The sequence below is a fragment of the Caloranaerobacter ferrireducens genome (assembly GCF_001730685.1).
Lineage (GTDB): Bacteria > Bacillota > Clostridia > Tissierellales > Thermohalobacteraceae > Caloranaerobacter > Caloranaerobacter ferrireducens.
Genome location: NZ_MDJR01000001.1, coordinates 694,736 through 711,198 on the forward strand (window position 1 = coordinate 694,736; position 16,463 = coordinate 711,198).

Here is a 16,463-nt window from a genome sequence, read left to right on the forward strand (position 1 = left end):
TATGATTATTATAGCATATGAGTTAATGCTTTTATATAAGAAACATAAACGAGGAGTGTGATAAGGTGTCGAAAAAGACGTTAAACAAGTTAAAGATTATTCCATTGGGCGGACTTTTTGAAATAGGTAAGAATATAACAGTAATAGAGTATAATGATGATATTATAGTTATTGATTGTGGACTAATATTTCCAGAAGACGAAATGTTAGGAATAGATGTAGTAATACCTGACATAACTTATCTCTTGAAAAATAGAGAGAAAGTAAGAGGTATAGTTTTAACACATGGACATGAAGATCATATAGGAGCTTTACCTTATATATTAAAAAAGATTAACGTTCCTATTTATGGTACGAAATTAACTTTAGGACTTGTAGAGTACAAGTTAAGGGAGCATAATATAAAAAATGTAAAGTTAAACGTTGTAAAACCAGGTAAATCAGTAAAACTGGGATGTTTCAATATAGAATTTATAAGAAATAATCATAGTATTCCAGATTCAGTTTCTTTAGCAATACATACTCCTGTAGGAATTGTGGTACATACTGGAGATTTTAAAATAGACTATACACCTATAAATGGAGAGGTTATAGATTTACATAAATTTGCAGAGTTAGGACGAAAAGGTGTATTAGTTTTAATGGCTGAAAGCACGAATGTAGAAAGACCAGGTTATACGATGTCTGAAAAAACTGTTGGGGATACTTTTAATGATATTTTTATGAAAGCAAAACAAAGAATAATTGTAGCTACTTTTGCATCAAATATACATCGAATACAGCAGATTATCAATGCAGCAATTATGTTTAATAGAAAAGTAGCTGTATCTGGTAGGAGTATGGTTAATGTAGTTAATGTTGCAAAAGATCTTGGATATTTAGATTTACCAGATGGTGTATTAATAGATATTAATGAAATAGATAAGTATCCAGATAATGAGATAGTAGTTATAACAACAGGTAGCCAAGGAGAGCCGATGTCAGCTTTATCAAGAATAGCATCTTCTGAACATAAAAAAATGGAACTAATGCCTGGAGATTTAGTAATAATTTCAGCAACACCAATACCTGGTAATGAGAAAATGGTAGCAAAAGTAATAAATCAGCTTTTCAAAAAAGGTGCTGATGTGATCTATGAAGCACTAGCCGATGTTCATGTGTCAGGGCATGCTTGTCAAGAAGAGTTGAAATTAATACATACTTTATTGAAGCCAAAGTTTTTTATTCCAGTACATGGTGAATATAGACATCTTAAGCAGCATGCTCAATTAGCAGAAGAATTAGGAATGCCAAGAGAGAATATTTTTATTGCGGAAAACGGTTCAGTAATTGAATTTACAAAAGATAAAGGAAAATTTGGGCAGCAAGTAACTGCAGGAAATATTTTAGTTGATGGTCTTGGAATAGGTGATGTTGGTAATATAGTACTTAGAGATAGAAAACATCTATCTGAAGATGGATTGATCGTAGTAGTAGTAACAATTAGTAAAGAAAATGGTAAGGTAATAGCAGGCCCAGATATAGTTTCAAGAGGTTTTGTTTATGTAAGAGAATCTGAAGACTTGATGGAAGAAGCTAAAGAAAGAATTAGAGCTGTTCTAGCTGAATGTGAGAAAAATCATATTACTGACTGGGCTACTTTAAAAGCTAATATTAAAGATGAGTTAAGAAACTTTTTATATAGTAAAATTAAACGAAATCCTATGATTTTACCTATTATAATGGAAGTCTAATGTCGTGGCTTATTGCTGCGACATTTTGCTAATTTAGTATATAGGAGTGGGAACTTTGATTAGTAGATTTATTTTATATTTAGTTTTACTATTTATTGGTTTTATTATAGGTGCGAGAGGTTTTGTTAACAATAAAAACAAAATAGTTATACAGAAATTACAGTATGTAAGTCTGCTTTTACTATTGTTATTTATGGGAATAAGAATTGGAATGGATGAAAAAGTATTGAATAATTTATTCAGTTTAGGTATTAAAGCTTTTGTTCTATCATCACTATCTGTTATTTTTAGTATTATCTTTGTGAAATTGGTTAAAGGGTTTATTTATAATTCTATTACTAAAGGGGAATCAGAAAGTGAGCTATAGTATAATAGTAGTAATAGTATTGGGAATTTTTATCGGACGCTTTGGATTAACAAACAGTTTTTTTAGTTATACGGATTGGATAATAGATTTAGGATTGTGTTTATTGCTATTTTTAGTAGGTATAGAAATTGGCTTAAACAAGGAATCGTTAACAAGAGTAAAAAAAATTGGGTTTAAAATACTTTTAGTACCTATTATGATAATTCTAGGAAGTATATTAGGAAGTATATTAGGAGGTATAGTAATTGGAATGCCTTATAATGAAGCTGGGGCAGTAGGTGCGGGATTTGGATGGTATAGTTTATCATCTGTGTTACTATCTAGTTACTCGACTGAACTTGGAGCTTTAGCATTTATGTCTAATGTGATAAGAGAAATTATAGCATTTATATCAATACCTTTTATTGCAAAATATGTTGGGGATTTGGAAAGTATTGCACCTGCAGGTGCAACTGCTATGGACACATCACTACCAATAATCACAAAGTCAACTAATTCAAGTGTTTCAATAATTGCATTTGTTACAGGAGTGATTTTATCTTCGGCTGTACCAGCTTTAGTTCCAATACTAATAAACTTTTAGATATTTTAATTTTGTATAATAACAGATAATATTTTTATACATATAATGAATTGTATAGTAAAATTTACTTTCGAAGGAGTGGTTTTATGAATGTTTATGACGCAGCGCATAATTTAGCTAGAGCAATTAAAAATTCAGATGAATATAAAGAATATCTGAGAAAGCAAGAAAAAGTTTTTGCAAATGAAAAAACAAAAGAAATGGTTATAGATTTTAGAAAAAAAACTATGGAAATTCAAATGGAGCAGATGACAGGTAAAGAAGTGTCAAAAGAAAGATTAGAACAACTTAAAAGATTAGAAGAGATAATTATGAATAATCCTGTTATACATGAATTTTTTATGGCAGAAATGAGATTTGGGCAAATGATGAGTGATATTTATAAAATTTTAGGAGAATCTATAAATATAGATTTGGGAATTGAAAATAGCAAAAGATAACAAAGGAGGTTTCTGATGAATACAAGATTTTTAACTAAAGCAAGTGTAATTGCTGCTTTATATGTTATACTTGTAGCATTAGAAATACCATTTGGTACACTTGCTTTTGGACCTATACAAATAAGAATAGCAGAAGCGTTAGTATTATTACCGTTAGTAGAAACAGCTGCAATACCTGGAGTTTTTATTGGATGTTTAATTGCAAATTTAATACTAACTTTTACTTCAGGTTTTGGACTAATAGATATTATAGGTGGAAGTTTAGTTACATTAATTGCAGCGTTTTTAACGAGTAAAATGCCTAATAAATTTCTTGGAATTTTACCTCCAGTCGTTTTGAATGGGATAATTGTTTCGTTATGGGTTTCTTATTTTTTCAACGTACCTTATTGGCCTACTGTTGCAGCAATTGCTCTAGGAGAATTGATTGCTGTAGGATTGTTTGGAAACATTATTTTATATATTTATGAAAGAACAATAAAACAAAAATTTATATAAAGCGGTTTATCCGCTTTTTTTAGTAAATAAAAATAGAGATTTTTTAATAAATTACTATTACACCTTGTAAAAAGAAGCGTAAAATTATATAATTAAAAGAGCAAAATAAAGGGGGACAGGCTATGGCTAAAACCCTAATTAAAAGTAGAAATAAAGGGATTAAAATAGGTTTAGTATTATTTATTTTAGCTATTTTTATAACTACAATTGTGTTTTTTATTTATATTAAAGAACAAATGAGACCTGTAGGTATTGAAGGTGATTTTTATGATGTTACTATAAAAATTCCTTCAGGTAGTACTACTGCAAAAATTGCAGAAATACTAGAAGAAAATTCATTAATAAGAAATAAATATATTTTTAGAATTATTGTTAGAATGAAAAAAGTTGATGGAAAGTTAAAGGCTGGCGAATATTCACTAAATAATAAAATGGATTTGTATCAGATTATAGATGTTTTAGTTAAAGGTAATCCTAAAGAGACTATAACATTTACAATACCAGAAGGATATGAATTATCGTTGATTGCAGAAAAGCTTAGCAAATTAAATTTAGTTAATAAAGAAAGATTTTTAGAACTTTGTAATAATGTTTCATTATTTAAGAAGAAGTTTGATTTTCTTAATGAACTTCCAGAAGGGTCAAATTTAGAAGGTTATCTATTTCCTGATACATATGAAGTTTATAAAGATGCCAAAGAAGAAGAGATTATTAAAAAAATGTTAGCTAGATTTGACCAAGTTTATAATGATAAAATTAAAGATAAAGCGAAAAAACTAAATTTAACGATGAATGAAGTAATTACTTTAGCATCAATTATAGAAAGAGAAGCTAAATTGGATAGCGAAAGACCTTTAATATCAGCTGTGTTTCATAACAGATTAAAAAAAGGTTGGTTATTGCAATCATGTGCAACTGTTCAATATGCATTAGGGGAAAGAAAAGAAAAACTAACTTACGATGACCTAAAGATTGATTCTAAGTACAATACTTATTTGTATAAAGGTCTTCCACCAGGCCCTATTGCATCACCTGGTATAAAATCAATAGAAGCAGCTGTAGAACCAGCTAATGTTGATTATTTGTTTTTTGTAGTTAATAAAGATGGAAGTCATACTTTTTCTAGAAGTTTTAATGAACATATAAATGCTAAAAATAAAAATAAGTAATAAATTTTAAGATTGGAGAAAATAATACGTGGTATATTAACCACGTATTATTTGTGTAATATTAATGTAAGGGGAGATAGTTTTGTGCAGTATAAATATGGATTACATACAAGAATATATTAGAAGTGTTCTACCTAAAAGTTCAGAAATTTTAAAAACAATTGAGGATTATGCTAAGAAAAATAATGTACCAATAATACATCCTGAAGTTGCACAGTTTATTAGAGTAATAATACAGATAAAAAATCCTAGAAGAATCTTGGAAATTGGTACGGCTATAGGTTATTCTGCTATAGTGATGGCAGAAGCTTCTAAAAGAGATTGTGAAATAATAACAATTGAAAGAAGAGAGGATATGGTGAAGTTGGCAAAAGAGAACTTTGAAAGAGCTGATTTAAATAATAGAATAAGAATATTACATGGTGAAGCTCAGGAAATTTTACCTAGCATAAAAGATAAATTTGATTTAATTTTTCTAGATGCAGCTAAAGGTAAATATATGGAATTTCTACCTTATTGTATAGAAAATCTAAATTGTGGAGGAGTTATAATTTCAGATAATGTACTTTTTAAAGGAATGGTTGCTAATGACGATTTAGTAATAAGAAGGAAGAAAACAATTGTTAGAAGAATGAGAGAGTATTTAAAATACATATGTAATACTTCAATTTTAGAAACGAGTATTATACCTATTGGCGATGGTATTGCTTTGACAATTAAAAAAGATGGGAGGTAACGTAATGAAAAAGCCGGAATTACTAGCACCAGCTGGCGATTTAGAGAAACTTAAGATGGCAATAATTTATGGTGCAGATGCTGTTTATCTTGGAGGAGAAAGGTTTGGATTAAGGGCTGGAGCTAGAAATTTTAATATTGAACAATTGAAACAAGGCTTAGAATTTGCTCATAAGAGAGGAAAAAAAGTCTATGTAACATTAAATATAATACCACATAATGAAGATTTTAAAGGTTTAAAAGAATATATTAAAGATTTATACAAACTGGAAGTAGATGCAGTAATTGTATCAGATCCAGGTGTATTTAGTATTGTGAAGGATGTAGCTCCTGAACTTGAAATTCATTTAAGTACTCAAGCAAATACGACAAATTACCATACAGCAAATTACTGGTATAAGCAAGGAATTAAAAGAATTGTTGTAGCAAGAGAGCTATCTTTAAAGGAAATTAAAGAAATAATTAATGAAACACCTGATGACTTAGAAATAGAAGCTTTTGTTCATGGGGCTATGTGTATATCTTATTCTGGTAGATGTTTGTTAAGTAATTATATGATATTTAGAGATGCAAATAGAGGAGAGTGTGCTCATCCTTGTAGATGGAAATACTACATTATGGAAGAAAAGAGACCAGGTGAGTATTTTCCGGTTTTTGAAGATGAAAGAGGAACCTATATTTTTAATTCAAAAGATTTATGTATGCTAAAGCATATTCCTGAATTGATAAATGCTGGAATTACTAGTTTTAAGATAGAAGGGCGAATGAAGAGTGCTTATTATGTAGCAACTGTTGTAAGGTCTTATAGGATGGTTATTGATAAATATCTTGCTGATCCTAAAAATTATGTTTATAATGATAAATGGTTGGATGAAATTAAGAAGGCAAGTCATAGAGATTTTACAACAGGGTTCTATTTTGGAAAACCAACCAGTGAAGAACAAGTATATGGAAGTAGTTCATATATAAGAACTTATGATTTTACAGGATTGATTCTTGATTATGATAAAGACTTAGGAATTGCAACTGTCGAACAGCGAAATAGAATGTTTGTTGGTGATGAAATAGAAATTTTTGGTCCTAATAAGGAACATTTTACGCAAATAATTGAAAAAATGTGGGATGAGAATGGTGAGCAGATTGAAGTAGCACCACACCCACAACAAATAGTAAAAATAAAAATGAAACAACCAGTAGAGCCCTGGGATATAATAAGAAAATCAAGAAAGGAATGATAAATTTGAAAAGACCAATTTTGATAGGTATTACAGGTGGAACTGGCTCGGGCAAGAGTACAGTAGCTCAGGAGATTTTTAATTCTTTACCAGAAAAGAATATTGTGATTATTGAACAGGATTCATATTATAAGGATCAAAGCCATTTAACTTTTGAAGAAAGAATAAAAACAAATTATGATCATCCATTAGCTTTTGATAATGATTTGTTAATTAAACACTTAAATGATTTACTTGAGGGCAAATCAATTGAGAAACCAATTTATGATTTTGAGGCACACAATAGAAAAAAAGAGACAGTGAGAGTAGAACCTAAAGATATAATAATATTAGAAGGAATTCTAATACTAGATGATGAAAGAATAAGAAATCTACTAGATATAAAGATATTTGTTGATACAGATGCAGATATTAGAATTATTAGACGAATTACAAGGGATATAAAAGAACGAGGTAGAACGCTAGAATCTGTAATCGAACAATACTTAACAACAGTAAGACCAGCACATATGCAGTTTATTGAACCTAGTAAAAAATATGCTGATATAATTATACCTGAGGGAGGGTATAATAAAGTAGCTATAGATTTAATGGTTACAAAAATTAAATCAATAATAGCACAAAAACAAAAATTATAACTTATACCTCCAATAGATAATGGAAATACTTATATTAGTTATCTATTGGAGGTATTTTTATGAAGTGGAAAAGAAAATTAATATTTTTTTATTGTACTGTATTGTTTATTTTTGGATTAATTGTTGTCAGGTTATTTTATATTCAAATTATTAAAGGAGAAGAATATAAAAAAGCTGCAATAAGACAGAGAACTATGGAAGTTCAGATCAAACCTTCTAGAGGTATGATTTTTGATAGAAATTTAATACCTTTAACAAATAAAGATAAAATTAGAACTATGTTTATATTTAAAAATATATACAGTGAGAAAGAATTATCAAAAATATTAGAAACTTTAGTTGATAAAAATATTATTGAAAAATATACAATGTTAAGCAAGAGTGATGTAATTGAAATTCCACTAGATAGTGAAGTTAGTGAATTAAAAGATTTAAAAGGAATTTATATTGAAGATAAAATCAAAAGATACGATAAGACAAATATATTGTCACATGTTATTGGTTATATTAATAAGAGTGAAAATAAGGGAGAAAGTGGTATTGAAAGAGCTTTTGATAATATATTGAAATTAGATGATTCATATGGAAAAGTAGCTTTAGTTGTTGATGGGAAAAAGAAAGTAATACCGGGAATTGGGTTGATAGATACACTAAAGAAAACAAGTAAAAAAGCTACTAGTGTAAAACTAACAATTGATTATAATATTCAAAAAATTGTAGAGAAAGTGATGGATTCAGAAAATAAAAATGGAGCTGTAATAGTTGCTGATGTGAAAAGTGGAGATATTTTAGCTATGGTTAGCAGACCTAATTTTAATCAAGATAATGTTGCAAAATACTTTAATAGTAGCAATATGGAATTATATAATAAAGCAATACAAGTATCTTATCCTCCTGGTTCTCTATTTAAAATAATAGTACTTGCAGCAGCATTACAAAGTGGAAAGATTGATTTAAATAAAAAATATTTTTGCAAGGGTTATGAAGAAGTAGGCAATATCAAAATAGCTTGCCATTCATATAAAGAAGGTGGGCATGGGGAACTAAATTTAGAAGAAGCATTTTACAAATCGTGCAACTCTGTTTTTATTCAAATAGGAAAGACAGTAGGAGCTAAAAAGATAATTCAGACTGCAAGAAAATTTGGTTTCGGAGAGTTAGTTGATGTTGGACTTTTAGAAGAAGTAAAGGGCAATTTACCAGGAGGTGATGACATACTTGGACCGGCAATAGGAAATATATCAATAGGACAAGGGAGTATTGAAGTCACTCCACTTCAGATAACTAATATGATTATTACAATAGCTAATAATGGCATTATGAAAGATATGTCTATTGTAGATAGTTTAGTAACTGAGAATGGATATATTATAAAAAAAATGAAAAGGAATAAACCAAAAAGAGTTTTAGAACCTTACTACGCAAAACTCATACAGGAGTATATGGAAAAGGTGGTTACTTTAGGCACAGCTAAAAATATTTCGATGGATGAAATTGGAGGTGCTGCAGGTAAAACGGGTTCAGCTCAAGCTGTTTATAATAAAAAGAAAACTATACATGCCTGGTTTGCTGGTTATTTTCCAAAAAAGAATCCTAAATATGCAATTACTGTTTTAATAGAAAACGGTATTTCAGGAGGAAAAACTGCAGCTCCAATATTTGAAAAAATAGCTAAGGAAATACAAAAAATTGAATAGATGTACTAGCACACCTTCACTAAAAAAATCATATAATCTAGTAGGACCTTTTATGGAGGTGTGCTTTTTTGATGTTTACGACTTTATTGGCCGTTTTAGGAGTACTTCTTAAACCAGTTGCTTTATATGTTGGTTATATAACTAATACAAATTCTTTTCCGAATCCTTTAAGTCCTGAAGAAGAAGACAAGTATTTGAGATTATACGAACAAGGTGATGAGAAAGCTAAGAATATTTTGATAGAGAGAAATTTAAGATTAGTTGCTCATATAGTAAAAAAATATCATAATACAGGTAAGGAAATTGATGATTTAATATCGATAGGAACAATAGGTTTAATAAAAGCAATTACTACATTTGATAGAAAAAAAGGAACAAGATTAGCAACATATGCTGCAAAATGTATAGATAATGAAATATTGATGTGCATACGTTCATCAAAGAAAATTAAATCTGAGGTTTCGCTGCAAGATCCTATAGGAATGGATAAAGAAGGTAATGAAATTTCATTAATAGATATATTAGGTACTGATCCTGATGAAGTTGTTGATAAAGTAGATTTAAAAATGCAGGTAAATAAGCTTTATAAGAAAATGGATAAAATATTGAAAGCTAGAGAACGAAAAATTATTGAGTTAAGATATGGCTTATTAAATGGATGTTGTAAAACTCAAAGAGAAATTGCAAAAATGCTAGGGATATCAAGGTCATATGTATCAAGAATAGAAAAAAGAGCAATAAAAAAATTAAGTAGAGCATTTAATTATAATGAATAAACACTGTATGCAAAGATACAGTGTTTATTTACTTTCTAATAAATTTTTTCTAAAACATATTCAACTACTTTTGCAGGTAAGATTCGTTTCAGCAATGCTACACATTTATATTTGATTCCAACAACAATTCTAATAGGTGGATTTTTGCTATTTAAGATTTTTGAAAATGCTTTTACTACGATTTCTGGACCTGGACCATTTAATTCATCTCTTATCATAGTTTCAACAGCTTTTTTATGTCTTTCTTTATATGCTGGATTAATTAAAGCAGCTTTGGCTGTTTTTCTTGAAGAAGTAAAATTTGTTCTTATGTCACCTGGATCAATCATAGAAACTTTAATACCAAAAGGTTTAACTTCCATACGAAGACATTCGGTCATTGCTTCTACTGCATATTTAGTTGCACTATACATAGATTGAAAAGGAAGTGCAATAAACCCTGCTACAGAACTTATATTTACAATTAGACCTTTATTTTGCTTTCTCATTATAGGTAATACATGTCTTATAACTGACATCATTCCAAAAAAATTTGTATCAAATATTTCATGTGCTTCGTCGTTAGATATATCCTCGACAGCACCACCTAGAGCGTAGCCTGCACAGTTAAGAAGTATGTTTATTTGTCCTTCATTTTTTACTATGTAATCTATAGCTTCTTTAATAGATTTTTCTTGTGTTACATCTAAAGGTATCATTTGGATTGTTCCTTCTCTATTTTCAGGAAGTAAATCAGGGAATATAGCTTTTCTAGAAGTACCATAAACTATATACCCATGATTTTTTAAATATTCAGCACATGCTTTACCCATACCTGAAGAAGCCCCCACTATAAGTGCAACTTTTCCATATATGTATTTCACAAAACCCCCTCCTTTATTTTGTACACAATAAGTATTCTATAATTAGAAAAAAAATCCTTTTTTCTTCGTGCACAATTTTGTGCAAAAAATTTTACTAACTGGAAGGAAAAACTTACAATTTATAGAATATTATATTTAATAATTTTAGGAGGGATGGAAATGAGTGTAGTTGAAGAAAAAATAAGTAAGAAAGTAGATTCATCTTATTTAAGTTTAGCTGATTTTTATGACATACCAGATAAAGATATTATGGGGAGAGCTAGAGAGTTTAAGTTATTTCAGGAGGATATGTATAATAAAAGGCACTTAAACTATAGAAGAATATCATTAACTGGTTCGGGACCAGTGATGAAAATTATCGATCCATATACTGGCGAAGAAAGAGAAATGATATATTTAGCTTCAAATGATTATTTAAATTTAACAAAACATCCTAAAGTAGTTGAAGCGGGTAAGAAAGCGTTATTAAAATATGGAGCAGGTGCTGGAAGTGTACCATTATTAGGAGGAACTTTAGATTTACATATTGAACTTGAAAAAAAGGTAGCTAAATTTAAAGGTTGTGAAGCAGCTATACTTTATACTTCTGGTTTTGGTTCAAATGCAGGTACATTATTGTCCTTATTAGGAGAGAAGGATATTGCAATATTAGATTTGTATGTGCATGCAAGTATTATAGATGGTTGTAAGAATACTAATGTAAAATTCTTTAAACATAATGATATGAATTCACTTGAAAAGGTATTAAAACGAGTTAAAGATAAATATAGAACAAAGTTAGTAATAGTAGATGGTGTTTATTCTATGGACGGAGATATAGCACGTTTAGATCAAATTGTCGAAATTGCTCATACTTATGGTGCATATGTGATGGTTGATGAAGCTCATGCAACGGGTGTTATAGGTGAAAATGGTAGAGGTACTCCTGAATATTTTCATATAGAAGGTAAAGTGGATATAGTAGCAGGAACTTTTAGTAAGGCTTTAGGTGGTGTAGGTGGTTTTATTGCTAGTAATAAAGAATTAATTGAATTACTACATTATTATTCAAGAACTTATATGTTTTCAACAGCTCCTACACCTCAAGTAACAGGGTCATTAATAGCTGCTTTAGATGTAATTGAAAACGAACCATCTCTTAGAGAAAATTTGTGGAAAAATATCAGGTATATGAGAAAAAGTCTATTAGATTTAGGTTTTGATATTGGTAATGCCGAAACTGCTATATTTCCAATTATCATAGGAGATGACTACAAAGTAAAAGAAATGTGTAGAATGTGTCATGAGGCTGGAATATATGTAAATCCAGTTTTATATCCAGCAGTTCCTAAAAGGCTTGCAAGATTGAGAATAAGTATTATGGCTCAACATACAAAAGAACAATTAGATTATACTTTAGATGTATTAGAAACAGCAGGTAAGAAATTAGAAATAATTTAAGAGGGAAGTTTAACTTCTCCTCTTTTTTTATGTAAGTTTTTAAGGTCAATAGCTTTCTTTAAAAATATAAGTGAATATGTTATATTAGACTTAATGGAAAGAGGTGATTTAATGAGTAAGCTTTTACCAGACTTATATGTAAATACTATATTTGATATTGATTTAAAAACATTAAAAGCTAAAGGTATTGATTCAATTATAGTCGATATCGATAATACTCTTGTGTCATGGGAGACTGAATATGCATCAGAGGAAGTAGTTGATTGGTTTAAAAGAATAAAAGAACTAGGTTTCAAATGCTGCATTATTTCAAACAATACTAAAGATAGAGTTGTTAAATTTAATAGAAATTTAGAAGTTTATGCAATTCACAGAGCTGTTAAACCAAGAAAAAAACCATTTTTGAAAGCGATAAAACTGATGAATACCAAACCTAGTAAAACAGTTGTTATTGGAGACCAAATTTTTACTGATATTTTAGGGGGAAATAGATTAGGAGCTTATACAATTTTAGTAGTACCGATTAGCAAGAAGGAATTTTTTTGGACTAGAATTATTCGCAAGTTAGAGAGAAGAATCTTAAGGAAAATTGAGAAGGTGAGTTGATGATGAAAATTAATTCTCTAACAAGACTTTATTGTTTAATTGGAAATCCTATTAGTAAGAGCTTATCACCTAGCATACATAATTATTTATTTGATAAGGAGAAAGAAAATGCTGTTTATATGGCATTCAATATAGAAAAAAAAGATTTAGAAAATACAATTAATGGTTTTAAAGCAATAAATGTAAAAGGGTTTAATGTAACAATACCGTATAAAATAGATATTATAAATTTTCTTGATCAGTTAAGTTATGAATCTGAATTAATAGGTGCTGTAAATACTGTTAAAATTGATAATGGAAAATTAGTAGGATATAATACAGATGGATTAGGTTTTTTAAAGACATTAGAAGAAAGGAATATTTCATTAAAAGGTAAGAATGTTTTGATTTTAGGTGCAGGTGGTGCAGCTCAATCGATATCATTAACAGTTGCAAATGAAGGAGTTAAAAGCTTAACTATATTAAATAGAACAGTTAGTAAAAGTAAAAAACTTGTTGAGAAAATTAAGAATAGATTTCCTGAAATAGAAAGCAGTTACGGTAGTCTAAATGAAAAATATATAGATTTAAAAAAGTTTGATATACTAATAAATTGTACTTCAATAGGAATGTATCCAGAAGTTGATAAAATGCCAATAGAAATAAATAGATTTAATAAAAATGTTATTGTATATGATATAATATACAAACCATTAGAAACAAAACTTATTAAATCAGCGAAAAAAGAAGGTATGATTGCTATTGGTGGTTTAGATATGTTGATTTATCAAGCTCTACTAAGTGATGAGATATGGCTTGGTAGAAAGCTAGATATAGAAAAAACAAAAAATATACTTAAAAGAAGGATTTTGTTAGAAAATGTAGAAGATATATAGTAATTTTTGTGATAAAATACATCATAAGGATTTTAGCTACTAAAATAGAAGGTGAAATTAATGAGTAGAAGTAAATTTCGTTTAGGTGAATTGCTAATTTCAGCAAGGAAAATAACAGAAGAACAGTTGAAATATGTTTTAGAAGAACAAAAAAAAACAGGAAAAAAGTTAGGAGAATTGCTAGTTGAAAAGGGATATATAAAAGAGGAAGAAATAATAGAAGTACTTGAATACCAGCTTGGAATTCCTCATATGGATTTAGATAAATACTTTATAGATCCTGAAATACCTAAAATAATACCTGAAAAATTAGCTAGACGACATACTCTAATTCCTATAAGAAAAGATGGAAATAAACTTATAGTAGCGATGGCCGATCCACTAAATATTTTTGCTATTGATGATATAAAGATTGCAACTGGGTTAGATGTAGAGCCAGTTATTTCAACTAGAAAGAACATACTGAGTTCAATAGAACAATACTATGGTAAAGAAATAGCAGAAAAAGCTGTAGAAGATTTTAAGAAACAGTATAACGTTGATGATATTAATGGAATTGATGAGGAAATTATTAATCAAATAAATAACGCCCCAGTAGTTAGATTAATTAATTCAATAATTAAGCAAGCAGTTAATAGTCGAGCAAGTGATATACATATTGAACCATTTGAAAATAGATTAAGAATAAGATTCAGAATAGATGGCCAATTGCAAGAAATTATGTCACCATCGATATCTACACATTCTGCTATAGTAACAAGAATAAAAATTATGGGGAAAATGAATATTGCTGAAAAAAGGGTACCACAGGATGGTAGGGTAGAAATAAATATTGATGGAAGAGATATAGATTTACGAATTTCAACAATGCCAACAGTTTATGGAGAAAAAGTAGTAATAAGGCTTTTAGATAGAGGGAATTTTCTGCTTAATAAAGAACAATTGGGATTTATTAATGAGAATTTATTACGTTTTAATAAAATAGTTAAAAATCCAAACGGTATTATCTTAGTTACTGGACCTACAGGAAGCGGTAAGACGACAACATTATATGCTTTATTAAGAGAACTAAATTCGATGGATAAAAATATTATTACTTTAGAAGATCCTGTTGAATACAAGCTAGATGGAATAAATCAAGTTCAAATAAATAATAAAGCAGGACTTACATTTGCAACTGGATTACGCTCAATATTAAGGCAGGATCCAGATATTATTATGGTTGGGGAAATTAGAGATGAAGAGACAGCAAGGTTAGCAGTTAGAGCAGCAATAACAGGTCATTTAGTAATAAGTACAATGCATACTAATGATGCTCCGTCTACGATAGCAAGACTTATTGACATGGGTATAGAACCATATTTGATTTCTTCGTCGCTTGTTGGAGTTGTTTCTCAAAGATTGGTAAGAAAAATATGTGATAATTGCAAAATATCTTATACACCTGATCAGATTGAAATAAAAAGTCTTAATATAGACGAAAAGACTAGACTTTTTAAAGGAAAAGGGTGTAGTCAATGTTATAATACAGGATATAAAGGAAGAACTGCGATACATGAAATTATGATTATAGATAAGGAGATAAGAAAGCTTATTGATGAAAAAGCTAGTAATGATATTTTAAGGTTGAATTCATCAAAAAATGGTATGATCACACTTAGAGAAAATTGCAGATCATTAGTTTTAGATGGTATTACAACTTTTGAAGAATTAATGAGAGTAACATATACTATAGAATAGGTGATGATATGAATATTTCAGAGTTATAAAAAAAAACTATTGAATTAAGAGCTTCAGATTTACATATTACAGTAGGTTATCCACCTGTTATGAGGATTAATGGGAAACTTGTAAAATATGGAGAAGAGACATTAACTCCAGAAAAAAATCTTAGTCTTGTAAAACAGATTCTTGATGAAGAAAAATTTAAACAATTAGAAATAAAAGGGGAAATAGATACTTCTTACTCAGTAGCAGGTCTGGGAAGATTTAGAATTAATGTATATAAGCAAAGAGGTACATATGGAATGGCGATACGTGCTGTATCGCTAAAAATTCCTACAATTGAAGAGCTTGGGTTACCTACAATTGTAAAGGAATTATCGAGAAAACAAAGAGGATTAATATTAGTAACGGGACCTACTGGTAGTGGTAAGTCAACTACATTAGCTTCTATGATAGATTGTATAAACAGAGAAAGAAGTTGTCATATTTTGACATTAGAAGACCCTATTGAATATTTGCATAAACATAATAAAAGTATTATAAATCAAAGAGAAATTGGCAGCGATTCTAGAAGTTTTGCTAGCGCTTTAAGAGCTGCGTTAAGACAAGACCCCGATGTGATATTAGTAGGTGAAATGAGAGATTTAGAAACTATTTCGATTGCTATTACAGCTGCAGAAACAGGACATCTTGTACTGTCAACTTTACATACAATAGGAGCATCTAAAACTATTGACAGAATTATAGATGTTTTTCCTCCGCACCAGCAACAACAAATAAAAATACAGTTGTCTGCTGTATTGGAAGGTATAATATCACAACAATTAATACCTAGAATAGATAATGAAGGAAGAGTATTAGCATTAGAGATAATGATCGCGACGCCTGCGATAAGGAATTTGATTAGAGAAGGAAAAACATATCAGATACAAACAGCAATACAGACAGGAATGAAATTTGGTATGCAGACAATGGATAATTCACTTATAAACCTTTTTAGACAGGGGTTAATAAGTAAAAATACAGCGTTAGATTATGCAGTTGATAGGGAATTTATAAGTAGATTTATAGGATTTTGATAAC

17 protein-coding genes are annotated in these 16,463 nt (G+C 29.2%); 16 read left to right on the forward strand and 1 reads right to left on the reverse strand.

The features are described from left to right. The first annotated feature begins 65 nt into the window (after positions 1-65). From BFN48_RS03360 to sigK, 11 genes are all read left to right on the forward strand, one after another. Positions 66-1,733 (forward strand): ribonuclease J, encoded by a 1,668-nt coding sequence (locus tag BFN48_RS03360; protein ID WP_069649446.1) that lies wholly within the window; start codon positions 66-68, stop codon positions 1,731-1,733. 55 nt (positions 1,734-1,788) lie between these two features. Then, positions 1,789-2,100, forward strand: coding sequence for a LysO family transporter (locus BFN48_RS03365; RefSeq protein WP_069649447.1), 312 nt, complete (start codon positions 1,789-1,791; stop codon positions 2,098-2,100). Continuing rightward, positions 2,090-2,683: a LysO family transporter gene (locus tag BFN48_RS03370; RefSeq protein ID WP_069649448.1), complete on the forward strand. Its 594-nt coding sequence runs from the start codon at positions 2,090-2,092 to the stop codon at positions 2,681-2,683. The genes BFN48_RS03365 and BFN48_RS03370 overlap by 11 nt, the downstream gene beginning before the upstream one ends. Before the next feature lie 86 nt (positions 2,684-2,769). Next, positions 2,770-3,123, forward strand: a complete 354-nt coding sequence (locus BFN48_RS03375; RefSeq protein ID WP_069649449.1) for a YlbF/YmcA family competence regulator — start codon at positions 2,770-2,772, stop codon at positions 3,121-3,123. 15 nt (positions 3,124-3,138) lie between these two features. Next, positions 3,139-3,621 (forward strand): QueT transporter family protein, encoded by a 483-nt coding sequence (locus BFN48_RS03380; RefSeq protein ID WP_069649450.1) that lies wholly within the window; start codon positions 3,139-3,141, stop codon positions 3,619-3,621. 122 nt (positions 3,622-3,743) lie between these two features. After that, positions 3,744-4,790, forward strand: coding sequence for an endolytic transglycosylase MltG (gene mltG / locus BFN48_RS03385; RefSeq protein ID WP_069649451.1), 1,047 nt, complete (start codon positions 3,744-3,746; stop codon positions 4,788-4,790). 82 nt (positions 4,791-4,872) lie between these two features. Continuing rightward, positions 4,873-5,526 carry an O-methyltransferase gene (locus BFN48_RS03390; protein WP_278287289.1) on the forward strand — a complete coding sequence of 218 codons (654 nt, stop codon included), beginning with the start codon at positions 4,873-4,875 and terminating at the stop codon, positions 5,524-5,526. A 4-nt stretch (positions 5,527-5,530) separates the two neighbouring features. Further along, positions 5,531-6,760 (forward strand): peptidase U32 family protein, encoded by a 1,230-nt coding sequence (locus BFN48_RS03395; RefSeq protein ID WP_069649452.1) that lies wholly within the window; start codon positions 5,531-5,533, stop codon positions 6,758-6,760. Then, the gene (udk, locus tag BFN48_RS03400; protein ID WP_083238762.1) at positions 6,757-7,398 is read left to right on the forward strand and encodes a uridine kinase; all 642 of its coding nucleotides are present in this window, start codon (positions 6,757-6,759) and stop codon (positions 7,396-7,398) included. Before BFN48_RS03395 ends, udk begins: the two co-directional genes overlap by 4 nt. A 59-nt stretch (positions 7,399-7,457) precedes the next feature. Beyond that, positions 7,458-9,095 (forward strand): peptidoglycan D,D-transpeptidase FtsI family protein, encoded by a 1,638-nt coding sequence (locus BFN48_RS03405; protein ID WP_069649454.1) that lies wholly within the window; start codon positions 7,458-7,460, stop codon positions 9,093-9,095. 71 nt (positions 9,096-9,166) lie between these two features. Further along, a complete protein-coding gene (gene sigK, locus BFN48_RS03410) occupies positions 9,167-9,871 on the forward strand; it encodes an RNA polymerase sporulation sigma factor SigK (protein ID WP_069649736.1) in 705 nt (234 codons plus the stop codon). Positions 9,872-9,906: 35 nt separating this feature from the next. Here sigK and BFN48_RS03415 read toward each other — a convergent pair whose 3' ends face one another. Beyond that, the gene (locus BFN48_RS03415; protein WP_083238763.1) at positions 9,907-10,734 is read right to left on the reverse strand and encodes an SDR family oxidoreductase; all 828 of its coding nucleotides are present in this window, start codon (positions 10,732-10,734) and stop codon (positions 9,907-9,909) included. 159 nt (positions 10,735-10,893) lie between these two features. Between BFN48_RS03415 and BFN48_RS03420 the strand changes: the two genes are divergently transcribed. The 5 genes from BFN48_RS03420 to BFN48_RS03440 all read left to right on the forward strand — a co-directional run bounded on the left by BFN48_RS03420 (position 10,894) and on the right by BFN48_RS03440 (position 16,459). After that, positions 10,894-12,174, forward strand: coding sequence for an aminotransferase class I/II-fold pyridoxal phosphate-dependent enzyme (locus BFN48_RS03420; RefSeq protein WP_069649455.1), 1,281 nt, complete (start codon positions 10,894-10,896; stop codon positions 12,172-12,174). Positions 12,175-12,285: 111 nt separating this feature from the next. Next, complete coding sequence (locus BFN48_RS03425) at positions 12,286-12,780, forward strand: YqeG family HAD IIIA-type phosphatase (RefSeq protein ID WP_069649456.1); 495 nt, start codon at positions 12,286-12,288, stop codon at positions 12,778-12,780. Further along, positions 12,780-13,655, forward strand: coding sequence for a shikimate dehydrogenase (gene aroE / locus BFN48_RS03430; protein ID WP_207644684.1), 876 nt, complete (start codon positions 12,780-12,782; stop codon positions 13,653-13,655). The genes BFN48_RS03425 and aroE overlap by 1 nt, the downstream gene beginning before the upstream one ends. A 60-nt stretch (positions 13,656-13,715) precedes the next feature. After that, positions 13,716-15,395, forward strand: coding sequence for a type II secretion system ATPase GspE (gene gspE, locus BFN48_RS03435; RefSeq protein WP_069649458.1), 1,680 nt, complete (start codon positions 13,716-13,718; stop codon positions 15,393-15,395). A 38-nt stretch (positions 15,396-15,433) separates the two neighbouring features. After that, entirely contained in the window at positions 15,434-16,459 is a 1,026-nt protein-coding gene (locus BFN48_RS03440; RefSeq protein ID WP_141706106.1) for a type IV pilus twitching motility protein PilT, read from the forward strand. Positions 16,460-16,463 lie beyond the last annotated feature (4 nt).

What these genes read in the sequence shown, in the direction of transcription:
- udk (WP_083238762.1), top strand. Translation starts at nt 6,757, where the DNA reads ATGATAAATTTGAAAAGACCAATTTTGATAGGTATTACAGGTGGAACT.
- sigK (WP_069649736.1), top strand. Translation starts at nt 9,167, where the DNA reads ATGTTTACGACTTTATTGGCCGTTTTAGGAGTACTTCTTAAACCAGTT.
- BFN48_RS03405 (WP_069649454.1), top strand. Translation starts at nt 7,458, where the DNA reads ATGAAGTGGAAAAGAAAATTAATATTTTTTTATTGTACTGTATTGTTT.
- BFN48_RS03425 (WP_069649456.1), top strand. Translation starts at nt 12,286, where the DNA reads ATGAGTAAGCTTTTACCAGACTTATATGTAAATACTATATTTGATATT.
- BFN48_RS03380 (WP_069649450.1), top strand. Translation starts at nt 3,139, where the DNA reads ATGAATACAAGATTTTTAACTAAAGCAAGTGTAATTGCTGCTTTATAT.
- mltG (WP_069649451.1), top strand. Translation starts at nt 3,744, where the DNA reads ATGGCTAAAACCCTAATTAAAAGTAGAAATAAAGGGATTAAAATAGGT.
- aroE (WP_207644684.1), top strand. Translation starts at nt 12,780, where the DNA reads ATGATGAAAATTAATTCTCTAACAAGACTTTATTGTTTAATTGGAAAT.
- BFN48_RS03420 (WP_069649455.1), top strand. Translation starts at nt 10,894, where the DNA reads ATGAGTGTAGTTGAAGAAAAAATAAGTAAGAAAGTAGATTCATCTTAT.
- gspE (WP_069649458.1), top strand. Translation starts at nt 13,716, where the DNA reads ATGAGTAGAAGTAAATTTCGTTTAGGTGAATTGCTAATTTCAGCAAGG.
- BFN48_RS03395 (WP_069649452.1), top strand. Translation starts at nt 5,531, where the DNA reads ATGAAAAAGCCGGAATTACTAGCACCAGCTGGCGATTTAGAGAAACTT.
- BFN48_RS03375 (WP_069649449.1), top strand. Translation starts at nt 2,770, where the DNA reads ATGAATGTTTATGACGCAGCGCATAATTTAGCTAGAGCAATTAAAAAT.